This window comes from Syntrophomonas wolfei subsp. wolfei str. Goettingen G311 (genome assembly GCF_000014725.1).
Taxonomy (GTDB): domain Bacteria; phylum Bacillota; class Syntrophomonadia; order Syntrophomonadales; family Syntrophomonadaceae; genus Syntrophomonas; species Syntrophomonas wolfei.
The window spans coordinates 890,606-902,141 of the sequence record NC_008346.1 but is presented as its reverse complement, the minus strand read 5'-3'; the positions used below and the strand labels follow the sequence as shown (position 1 = coordinate 902,141).

8 protein-coding genes are annotated in these 11,536 nt (G+C 48.3%); 5 read left to right on the top strand and 3 right to left on the bottom strand.

Translation table 11 applies throughout. The features are described from left to right. The first annotated feature begins 106 nt into the window (after positions 1-106). The 5 genes from SWOL_RS03995 (at position 107) to SWOL_RS03975 (ending at position 6,006) form a co-directional block, all read left to right on the top strand. Positions 107-955 carry a 3-hydroxyacyl-CoA dehydrogenase family protein gene (locus tag SWOL_RS03995; RefSeq protein WP_011640217.1) on the top strand — a complete coding sequence of 283 codons (849 nt, stop codon included), beginning with the start codon at positions 107-109 and terminating at the stop codon, positions 953-955. A gap of 79 nt (positions 956-1,034) precedes the next feature. Beyond that, positions 1,035-1,817 carry an enoyl-CoA hydratase-related protein gene (locus SWOL_RS03990; RefSeq protein WP_011640216.1) on the top strand — a complete coding sequence of 261 codons (783 nt, stop codon included), beginning with the start codon at positions 1,035-1,037 and terminating at the stop codon, positions 1,815-1,817. A gap of 62 nt (positions 1,818-1,879) precedes the next feature. Continuing rightward, the gene (locus SWOL_RS03985) at positions 1,880-3,091 is read left to right on the top strand and encodes a thiolase family protein (RefSeq protein WP_011640215.1); all 1,212 of its coding nucleotides are present in this window, start codon (positions 1,880-1,882) and stop codon (positions 3,089-3,091) included. 182 nt (positions 3,092-3,273) lie between these two features. Next, positions 3,274-4,416, top strand: coding sequence for an acyl-CoA dehydrogenase family protein (locus SWOL_RS03980; RefSeq protein ID WP_011640214.1), 1,143 nt, complete (start codon positions 3,274-3,276; stop codon positions 4,414-4,416). 246 nt (positions 4,417-4,662) lie between these two features. Next, positions 4,663-6,006, top strand: coding sequence for an acetyl-CoA hydrolase/transferase family protein (locus tag SWOL_RS03975; RefSeq protein ID WP_011640213.1), 1,344 nt, complete (start codon positions 4,663-4,665; stop codon positions 6,004-6,006). Between the two features lie 518 nt (positions 6,007-6,524). Here the strand turns inward: SWOL_RS03975 and fdhF are convergent. The 3 genes from fdhF to SWOL_RS03955 all read right to left on the bottom strand — a co-directional run bounded on the left by fdhF (position 6,525) and on the right by SWOL_RS03955 (position 11,033). Next, positions 6,525-9,224, bottom strand: coding sequence for a formate dehydrogenase subunit alpha (gene fdhF / locus SWOL_RS13940; protein ID WP_081424777.1), 2,700 nt, complete (start codon positions 9,222-9,224; stop codon positions 6,525-6,527). Positions 9,225-9,236: 12 nt separating this feature from the next. Next, positions 9,237-10,463, bottom strand: coding sequence for an NADH-quinone oxidoreductase subunit NuoF (gene nuoF / locus SWOL_RS03960; RefSeq protein WP_011640210.1), 1,227 nt, complete (start codon positions 10,461-10,463; stop codon positions 9,237-9,239). A gap of 120 nt (positions 10,464-10,583) precedes the next feature. Then, the gene (locus tag SWOL_RS03955; protein ID WP_242649359.1) at positions 10,584-11,033 is read right to left on the bottom strand and encodes an NADH-quinone oxidoreductase subunit NuoE family protein; all 450 of its coding nucleotides are present in this window, start codon (positions 11,031-11,033) and stop codon (positions 10,584-10,586) included. Positions 11,034-11,536: the final 503 nt, after the last annotated feature.

Here is an 11,536-nt window from a genome sequence, read left to right as displayed (position 1 = left end):
GCCGGAAAGGCAGAATGTGTAGATATTTCGCGAGCAAGGGGGTGAAAGATTAATCTCGGGATTAGTTGCGAGCTAAAGATGATTTTTAATTAAGGAGGTTACTAAAATGGCTATTAACAAAATTGCCATGCTCGGCGCAGGAACCATGGGTCAGGGTATCGCCTGGGCGCTGGCGGCAGTCGGTAAAAAGGTCGTACTCTATGATATTAAACAGGAATTTGTTGATAGAGCCATCGCCGCCATTGGAAAGAGCCTAGCCAAAGCAGAAGAAAGAGGAAAAGCTGCTCCTGGCACCAAGGATACTGTAATAAGCAACATCACTGGGACAGTTAATTTTGATGATTTAAAAGATGTAGATTTCGTAATTGAAGCGGTTTTTGAAAATATGGAGGTCAAGAAAGACATCTATACCAAACTGGATGCCCTGCTGGCCCCCGAAGTAATAATTGCCACCAATACTTCTTCCCTTTCCATTACTGAAATCGCCGCAATTACCAAGAGAGCGGATAAAGTCGTAGGTATGCACTTCTTCAATCCGGCCAATGTTATGAAACTGGTTGAAGTTATTCCCGCCTTGCAGACCTCAGAAGAAACTGTACAAAAAGTAATTGACCTTTCCGTAGAAATCGGCAAAAAACCGGTTAAGGTAAAAGAAGGACCTGGCTTTGTGGTCAATCGCATCCTGGTTCCCACCATCAATGAAGGTTGCTTCATTCTCTATGAAGGACTGGCCACTGCCGAAGACATCGACACCGCCATGAAGTTAGGCGCGGGATGGCCCATGGGTCCGCTAACCCTCTGTGACCTGGTCGGCGGCGATATCGCCCTGGCGGTAATGAATACCCTCTATGATGAAACCGGAGATCCCAAATATCGTCCTTCCGGCCTGCTCAAACAATATGTACGCGCCGGCTGGCTGGGAATGAAGACCAAGAAAGGCTTCTTCAATTATTAAGCATAAGTATAACCCTACAACAAAAGCACTTATTGTGCCATATTGTAAAAATTAGAACCCTAATGGAGGGGGAAAAGAAATGAGCTATGAAAACATCATCTTAGAAAAGCAAGACTACCTGGCAATACTCACTATTAACCGTCCCAAGGCCCTCAACGCCCTTAACAAAGACACTTTGAGCGAAATGAGCATGGCCCTGGAGGATATTAACGCAGACCAGGCCATAAAAGTGGTCATTGTAACCGGCAGCGGCGACAAAGCCTTTGTAGCTGGGGCTGATATCGCTTATATGCAGCCCTTGTCCGCCTCAGAGGGACGCGAATTCTCCGACTATGGTGAAAAAACCATGCGCATGATAGAGCTAATAGAAAAGCCGTTTATTGCCGCCATCAAGGGATTTGCCCTGGGGGGAGGCTGCGAACTGGCTATGGCCTGTGATATCAGGCTGGCAGCGGAAAACGCTTTGTTTGCCCAGCCGGAAGTCGGGCTGGGGGTTATCCCCGGCTTCGGCGGCACCCAGCGGCTGCCCCGTTTAATCGGCGAAGGACGAGCCAAGGAATTAACCTACACCGCCGACACCATTAATGCCGCCGAAGCTTATCGCATCGGTCTGGTTAATCATATCTATCCGGTGGATGAACTTATGGAAGCCGCCCAAAAAATGGCCGCCCGGATTGCATCCAAGGGAACTCTGGCAGTAGGTTTTTCCAAATATGCCATCGGCAAAGGCCTGCAAGCTGACATTGATACCGCTATGGGCATAGAGTCCGATATGTTTGGCATGTGCTGCTCCACCGCTGATCAAAAAGAAGGTATGGGAGCATTCCTGGAAAAGAGAAAACCCGTATTCAAAGGTAAATAAATAAGGGGGAGCAATTCTCCCTCAAGCTTAAATGACTAAAATATATTGGGGAGGTTTAAAACATGATGAAGGAAATACAGGATGTGGTAATTGTAAGTGCGTGCAGAACTCCTATAGCCAGATTTTTAGGCAGTCTTAAGGATGTACAGGCCATAGATCTGGGCATTACCGTAGCTAAAGAGGCTATTAAAAGAGCCGGAATCCAGCCTGATATAATTGATGAAATCGTAATGGGCGAAGTTTATCCCCATATGCAGGGTTCTCTACCCGCCCGCCAGGTAGGAATAGCCGCCGGGCTCCCGGTAAGGAGCAATGCTTGTAATGTAAACCAGAACTGCGCTTCCGGCATGCGGGCTCTGGATGTTGCCCTTACCCATATTCAATTAGGCAAGACCGATGTCGCCCTGGTAGTAGGGGTGGAAAGCATGACCAATGCCCCGTATATGATTCCCAAAGCCAGAATGGGTTATCGCATGGGACCAGGCAGCATTGAAGATGCCATGCTCCATGACGGGCTGATAGACCGTCTGGTTCCCGGCCACATGGGCGTAACCGCAGAAAATATTGCCGAGAAATACGGCATTACCCGTGAAGAATGTGACCAGCTGGCCCTGGCTAGCCATCAACGTGCTACCCGTGCTACTCAGGACGGAACCTTCCAACGGGAAATAGTCCCGGTAGAACTGAAGTCCAAAAAGGGTGTCAAAATCTATGACAAAGACGAGCATATGATTCCCGATGCCAACCTGGAAGCTATGGCCAAATTGCCTTCAGCTTTCAAAAAGGGCGGAGTGGTAACTGCCGCCAACGCTTCCGGTCTCAATGATGCTGCCGCTGCCGTAATCATTATGTCCAAGGCCAAAGCCCTGGAATTAGGGGTAAAACCCTTGATGAAACTGATAAATATCTGTGGTGAAGGCGTGGCCCCCGAAGTTATGGGTCTAGGTCCGGCAGTAGCCATTCCCAAATGCCTCAAAGAAGCGGGAATGAAATATGAAGATGTAGAATACTGGGAAATCAACGAAGCTTTTGCTCCTCAGTTTATTGGTGTAGGCCGGATGCTAAAAGAGGATTTCGGCATCGAAATGGACTTGAGCAAAGTAAATGCCAACGGTTCCGGTATCGGCCTGGGCCACCCGGTAGGATGCACCGCCCTGCGCATTGTCGTTTCCCTGTACTATGAGCTGGAAAAGCAGGGTAAGACCGTTGGCGGCGCTTCACTTTGCGTGGGCGGCGGACCGGCTTACTGTTCCCTCTGGACCAGAGACATCTAAGCTCGCAGCGCTACTCCCATGGACGGGAGATTAGCGCGGTACCCCTTGAGCCGCGAGACAAGCCGTAGGTGTTGTCCATGCGAAGACGGCGAGCGGTATATTTATACAAGCCAGTGAATTAATTATTTTTTGCAATAATATTAAGGCTTTCGTTCAACAATTTCACGTAGGGAGGAATAATAATGGATTTCCGTTTAAATGAAGAACAAGAAATGATGAAAAAAATGGCCCATGATTTTGCGGTCAATGAGATAGCACCCTATGCCTCCGAGTGGGATAACAACCACATTTATCCCGAAGACTGCATTAAAAAGATGCACGAAGTAGGACTGATGACCATCGGCGTACCAGCGGAATATGGCGGAGCCGGCCTCGATCATACCGCCCAGAACATTGTCGCTGAAGAAATCTGCTGGGGTGATGCCGGCGTAGGTACCGTCATGGTAGCCAGCACCCTATTGGCGTCCGACCCCGTTCTGGTAGCCGCCAATCACGAGCAGAAAAAAGAGTTTTATGGACGCTTGCTGGATGGCGAACTGGCAGCATTCTGTTTGACCGAGCCCGGTGCCGGTTCCGATGCCGGTGGCATTGCCACCCGCTGTGTCAAAAGCGGCGATGAGTATATTCTAAACGGCAGCAAACAGTTCATCAGCAATGGCGGAACCGCCGGCGTTTATACCGTACTGGCCACCCTGGATAAGAAGATGGGTACCAAAGGTATGTGTGCCTTTATTGTTGACCGCAATACCCCCGGTATAACCGTAGGCAAAACCGAAGACAAACTGGGAATCAGAACTTCCAACACCACTGAAGTAATATTTGAAGATGTCCGGGTTCCGGCCAAGAATCTTTTGGGCACCGAAGGACAGGGCTTCTATATCATAATGAAGACTTTGGACCTTTCCCGGGCCAGCATTGCCGCCATGGCCACCGGCGTATCCCAAGCCTGTCTGGACGCTTCGTTGGAGTATTCCAAATTGCGCACCCAGTTTGGCAAACCCATATGCAGCTTCCAGGCCATTCAGTTCAAGCTGGCGGATATGGCCATGAGGATTGAAGCCTCCCGCCTGCTCTATCTGGAAGCCTCCTCACTGCAGGATATGAATGTTCCCCGTTTCAGCAAAGCCGCCTCCCTGGCCAAAGCCTATGCTGGTGATACCGCCGTATTCTGCGCCACCGAAGCGGTGCAGGTTTTCGGCGGATATGGCTATACCAAGGACTACCCGGTAGAAAAATACTACCGTGACGCCAAGATATTCCAGATATACGAAGGAACCGGCGAGGTTCAGAGACTGGTAATCGCCGGAGACTTGCTCAGAGGTTAATAAGTTTCAGGTTGCGACCGCGAGCAGTCCTGCCAACAACATTCTACGCTCCGGTCTACAGCCTGGCTTAATTAATAGTAAGGTGTGAGGAGTGAGGTGTGAGGGGTAAGGAGGGAGGAATCAAGATTTCCAACTATACCTTATTGTTCAAGAGCCACTAACTCACTTTTCATCCATGTTAATATTTTTAAATTTCTTAAACTATAATCCCTTGCAAATATGCCATTAAGGAGGAATTGCCCTAAGATGGATTACAGCACGGAATATAAACGCAAACTGCTACCCGTAGAAGAAGCTATGAAGGTAGTTAAATCCGGCGACCTGGTGCAGTATGGAGAATTTGTCATGAATTCCAGCTACCTGGACGCTGCACTGGCCCAGCGGGTTGATGAGTTAGAGAATGTCAATATCCGCACCACCACCTGCCCCTTCCCGCCCAAAACGGTTCTGGCTGACCCGGAGAGAAAACACTTCATATATAATGACTATCATATGAGTGCCGCCAGCCGCAAACTGCATGATAAGGATTTGTGCAATTATGTACCTTTAACCTATCATGAAGGCCCCAGTTTTTACGAGCGCGATTATGTGGCAGCCGATGTAGCTCTGATTAAGGTTGCCCCCATGGATAAACACGGTTTCTTTAATTTAGGTACCGCGCTCTCTTTAACCCCACTGTTCTGTGATACCGCCAAGACCGTTATAGTGGAAGTCAATGAAAACGTTCCCATCTGCCTGGGCGGCTGCCGGGAGTCCATTCACATATCTGAAGTTGACTACATAGTTGAAGGGGACAACCAGCCTATGATTCAGCTTCCGGAACTCCCCATATCAGATACCGACAAGAAAATAGCTTCCATAGTCCTGGAAGAAATCGAAGACGGAGCCTGCCTGCAGTTGGGAATAGGCGCCATGCCCAATGCTGTAGGAGCTATGATAGCCCAATCCGATTTGAAGGATCTGGGGGTACACACAGAAATGCTGGTAGACTCCTTTGTCGATATGTATGAAGCCGGCCGTATTACCGGTCGCCGCAAACAACTGGACAAATGCAAGATGGCATACACTTTTGCCATGGGTACCAACAAACTGTATAACTTCCTGGATGGAAACCCGGCATGTGCTATCTATCCCGTAGATTATACCAATGACCCCTTTATTATTGGCCGCAATGACAAAGTTCTCGGCATCAATAATGCCATTGAGGTAGACCTTTATGGACAAGTGGCTTCAGAGTCATCGGGAACCCGGCATATCTCCGGAACCGGCGGACAGCTGGACTTCATTATCGGTTCCTATTATTCTAAGGGGGGCAAAGGTCTGATCTGCCTGACCTCAACCTTTAGCGACAAAGAAGGCAATCTGCAATCCCGAATCCGGCCCACGCTAACCCCGGGAGCCGTTGTAACTGTACCCCGGAGTATAAACTTTTATGTAGTTACTGAATATGGTATTACCATGCTCAAGGCCAAATCTACCTGGCAGCGGGCCGAAGCGCTTATTAACCTGGCCCACCCCGACCTGCGGGATGAACTCATTAAGGAAGCTGAAAAAATGCGTATTTGGGTGAGAAGCAATAAAATAGTCTAAATGATTTCAGGGTGGGAAAACTATACTATCAACCCTTTATTAATCTGACCCCCTTATATTTTTTTTTATATATTTTTCAATAGGCCGGGCAAGCATCTCGGCTCACCCGGCCTGTTACGTTTTTTTAATGAGTTTATCAAAACATTACTCTACTGCAAAAACCCCTTATGTTGCATAAGGGTTGCATAAATATACAAAGCGAGCGTTGGCGAGCGGTATATTTATACAAGCCAATGATTATTAATAACTTTTTGCAGTAAAATCATATAATGGCCTATATAAAAGGAGGCCGGGATTAAACCCGGCCTCCTTATTGTTTCTTTTCAATTAAGTCAGGGGGCGGTTCTTCTTTAACATACTCCTTACCTTAATTTGAATGGAACTATAGTTGTTGCTGTTTCTTAAAAACATTTACTGCATTGACAAAAACATTTACTACATTTACAAAAGCATTTACTGCATTGATAGTTGATATTGTTTTAGGTGTCAAAAGAACCGTCCCCTTGACAACTCTTTAGCTAGCTTATTTTTTCCAGGCGGGCGGCAGATACCTTGTATTCAGGGATGCCGGCCACCGGGTCAAGAACGCTGGCATTGGTCAGCATGTTAGCGGCTGCTTCGCTAAAGTGGAAGAAGGTAAAGATTACATTTTCCTTTACTATATCAGTTAACTTAGCTTTGAGTTCAATACTGCCTCTCCGGGTAACTACCCGGGCCATTTCCCCATCCATAATGCCCAACTTGGCTGCGGTAACCGGATTGACCTGTATCTCGTTTTCCGGCTGGTGAAGGTCCAGGGCCACTGCCCTTCTGGTCATGGTACCGGTATGATAATGGAAGAGGCTGCGTCCGGTGCTCAGGATCAGAGGATACTCAGCATCGGGTAATTCTGCTGCTTCCTGGAACTCAATAGCATGGAACAATCCCAGACCGCGGTTGAATTTCTCTTTGTGCAATATGGGGGTTCCCGGATGATCCTCAGTCGGGCAAGGCCAGTGCAGACCTTTACCCTCCAGGCGCTGGTAAGTGATACCGGCATAGGAAGGAGTGAGGGTTCTGATTTCCTCGAATATCTCTTCCGGTGAGGAGTAACTCATGGGATAACCCAGGCGGGTGGAGAGTTCACAGAGAATCTCGTAATCCTGCCGGGCATCGCCCCGGTTGCTGATGGCCTTGCGTACCCGCTGCACCCTTCTCTCGGTGTTGGTAAAGGTACCCTCTTTCTCGGCAAAAGTAACGCCAGGGAATACCACATCAGCTCTCTGCGCGGTTTCTGTTAGGAATATATCCTGTACCATCAGGAATTCCAGGTTATCCAGGGCATCTTCCACGTGGTCCAGATCGGGGTCACTGACCATGGGATTTTCCCCCAGTACCAGCAGTGCTTTCAACTCGCCATGATGGGCCTTGTTGATAGCTGCAGTTAAGGTTAGTCCATTCTGCCCGGATAGCTTTACTCCCCAAGCTTTCTCAAATTTTTCCCGGTTGGCTTCTATGCCCACACCCTGGTAAGCGGTGAATACCACCGGCAGAGCACCCATATCACAGGCTCCCTGCACGTTGTTCTGCCCGCGCAAAGGATTTACCCCGGTGCCCGGTTTGCCCAGGTTGCCGGTCAACAGAGCCAGGTTACAACAGGACTTGACATTGTCGGTTCCGGTGCTGTGCTGGGTTAGTCCCATAGCATAGCAGATGGAAGCTCTCTCCGCTTCAGCATAAATCCGGGCCGCTTTGCGGATATCTTCCGCTGGTACCCCGGTTATAGGTGAAACATATTCCGGAGTATATTTTTCCACTACCTGGGCAAAGGCCTCATAAGCTTCCGTACGGGTTTCGACGAATTCCTTGTCCAGCAGGCCCTCGTTGATAATGACATTCATCATCCCATTGAGCAGGGCCACATCAGTCCCAGGCCGGAATTGCATATAGACATCAGCTATTCCTGCCAGTTCAATTTCGCGCGGGTCGGCCACAATCAGCTTGGCCCCATTCTCCCGTACATTTTTGCGGATCTTGTACCCGATTACCGGGTGGTTTTCCGTGGTGTTGGTTCCGATTAAGAAAATAGCCGTAGCATCTTTCTCCAGTTCACCAATGGCATTGGTCATTGCTCCACTACCAAATGCTGCCCCCAGACCGGCGACAGTAACGGAGTGTCAGAGACGGGCGCAGTGGTCGACATTATTGGTACCGATAACGGCCCTCATCAACTTCTGCGCTATATAGTTCTCTTCATTGGTGACCCGGGCGGAGGAAAACATGGCCAGGCTGTCTGAGCCATATTTCTCTTTAATCCCTTTGATTTTACCGGCGGCAAAATCCAGGGCTTCATCCCAGGAGGCCGGGCGCAGCTCGCCGTTTTCGCGAATCATGGGGGTGGTCAATCTATCCGGGGAATGGATGAAGTCCCAACCAAAGCGGCCCTTAACGCAAAGGGCTCCCTTGTTAACCGGGCTCCAGTCCGCATCCCGATTGGAAGTGACACCAACCACGCGGTCGTTATTAACATTTAATTCCAGAGTACATCCGGTACCACAATAGGTACAGGTGGTCAGAACCTTCTCATTTTGAGCCGGCTTGCCTTTGCCCGCCGCCACCTTGCTGGTCAAAGCGCCAACCGGACAGACCATAATACACTGGCCACAGAAGACACAAGTGGAATCAGCCAGTTTGCCATCAAAAGGAGCAGCTATCTTGGCATGATGTCCCCGGTCTTTAACATTTATGGCTTGAGCCCCGGTTATGCCGTCACAGGCCCGGACACAACGGGTACACATGATACACTTGTCATAGTCCCTTTCAATAAAGGGATTGGGGTCTTCCATCCCGAAATGGGGGCCTTCCCCATCATAGCGGGATTCTTTCACCCCGTAGCGATACATATAATCCTGCAGCTTGCAGTCCCCGTCCTTTTCACAGGTAGGGCATTCAAACTTGTGCCGGGCCGCCAGCAGTTCCAGGATGATTTTACGGGATTCCACCACATCATCACTTTCGGTCTGTACCACCATGCCGTTTTCAGCTGGAGCGACACAACTGGCTACCAAAGCAGGCCGTCCTTTGACATCTACTACGCACATGCGACAGGAACCAGCCAGTCTGAGGTCCGGATCATAGCACAGAGTGGGTATATCAGCTCCCGCCTGGCGACAGGCGTCCAGCAACATAGTACCCCTGGCTACCTCAATTTCTTTACCATCTATAGTTAGTTTTATCATTGCTCTCCCCCCTTACGCGTACTGCAGAAGTTTTCTTCTGTACTCATGCCCGAAGTGTTCAATAGTAGAAGTAATCGGCACCGGCGCCGCCTGTCCCAATCCGCACAGGGCGGCCCTCTTCATCACCCGGGCCAGCAGGAGAAGATTATCAATATCCGCTTCCGTAGCGCGACCGGAGTTGATCTTTTCCATTATCTCCCGGCAGCGGAAAGTACCCTCGCGGCAAGGATTACATTTGCCACAGGATTCATGTTCAAAGAACTTGGAAATTCTGGTTACTATATCAACGATGTCACGGGTTTCGTCCATTACCAGAACTGCACCGGAACCTAGAGCTGCTCCGATAGCACTCATGGAATCAAAATCAATCGAGGTATTGAGGTTCTGCTCGGGGATAAATGCTCCCGAGGTTCCCCCTACCTGAACCGCTTTGAATTTGCGGCCGTTTTTGATTCCCCCACCCAGTTTATAGATTACATCGCTTAAAATATAGTTGGTGGGTACTTCAAAATAGGTCGGATTGTTGACATCCCCGGTCAAGGTAAGAACCTTGGTTCCGGGATACTTGGGAGCTCCAATACTGGCAAACCAGTCGGCTCCATTGGTAAGAATATAAGGCAGGCAGGCGAAAGTTTCCACATTGTTTACCACCGTAGGTACTCCCCATAATCCGGCCACACCCGGGAAAGGCGGCTTGAAACGGGGTTCGCCACGATGTCCTTCAATGGACTCTATCAACGCAGTCTCTTCGCCACAAACATAAGCACCGGCACCCATTCTGACTTCAATATCGAATTCCCCCAGGGCTCCGACATCTTTAGCACTCTGGATGGCTTTTCTCAATAAATCAACAACAAAGGGATACTCTCCCCGGCAATATATATAACCCTGTTTGGCATTGATGGCAACACCACAAATAGCCATACCCTCGATCAGGGCTTGGGCATTCTTTTCGCAGATTATCCTGTCTTTATAAGTTCCCGGCTCACCTTCGTCCAGGTTGCATACCACATATTTGACTTCCGCCGGGGGCACAAAACTCCACTTCATGCCGGCATTAAAACCGGCTCCACCCCGGCCCCTGAGGCCGGACTTCTTGACTTCTTCAATCAAATCTTTGCTTGTCATCCCGCGGGCCTTTTCCAGGCCTTTAAAGCCTCCAACCTTGATATAATCCTCAGCTTGGGCAGGATCAATTTGGTCGGCATGCGCCAGCAAGATGCGTATCTCTTCGGCCATTACATACCATCCCTTTCTTTTATCCCATTCTCTTTTTCAATCTTTTTCTCAAAAAAAATATATTTCTCTATCTCTTTAAATTATCTTTATCTCTCTTATACCTGTCTCTTAGGTATTTCCCTATTTGTAAGCACTTAGTATCTCGGGGATCTTTTCCGAGCTAACATTGAATACCGGTTGGCTGTTAACCGTGATAACCGGAGTGGCCTGGCACTGACCTACGCATTCGCATAATTCCAGGGTAAACTTGCCATCAGCCGTGGTTTCCCCAACTTTTATTCCCAGGTAGTCTTCCATCGCCTTAAGAACTTTATCAGCTCCCGCCACATGGCAAGGCGCACTTTCGCACATACGGATAATATACTTTCCTCTCTTCTCTACCGAAAGGTAGGAATAAAAGGTAGCCACTCCATAAGCCTGAGCCTCGGAAACGCCGAAAACCCTGGCCGCCTCTGCCACTGCCTTCTGGGGAATGTAGTTGAACTCCCTTTGCAGAGCATGATAAGCCTCGATAATTCCACCTTTTTTGTCTTTGTAGTTTGCGATGATGTCCTGGTAATTTGCCATCATTACACCTCCTTAGTTCTGATTATTTGAGCGCAAAATTTCCGAAAAGCGCTAAATCGCTAAAATGAAACACCTCCTTTATTGCAAAATTTAAAACTCTCGCTCAACAAGTTTTAATTAGAGCAAAAGATTGTTGCCCAGGTATCCAGGTCCTACTTAATATATATTCAATGCTTTTAAACCAGCACCTTCAAGTACTTTTAGATTATAACCCTGCTTTATTGCCTGTATTATTTTATCTAATCTTATTTTAGTTTTGGGCAAATAAAGCTATTCCAGGAAAGCGGATATAGTAATAAAATCAATCCTACCTTCCCCATAGAACTGGACAATAGCTCCTTTTATCATCATCTTAACATCAATTTAGTGAAAACTCATTAGTATGATTTGCCTGCAAAACACGCTTTTAGTAAGCATTATCCTTAATAGATTTTTATGCTTGCACCTTATCCTCAATTAATAGGATGTCAACCATTAATTTGTATGCCAATTATTTTTCTGTTACT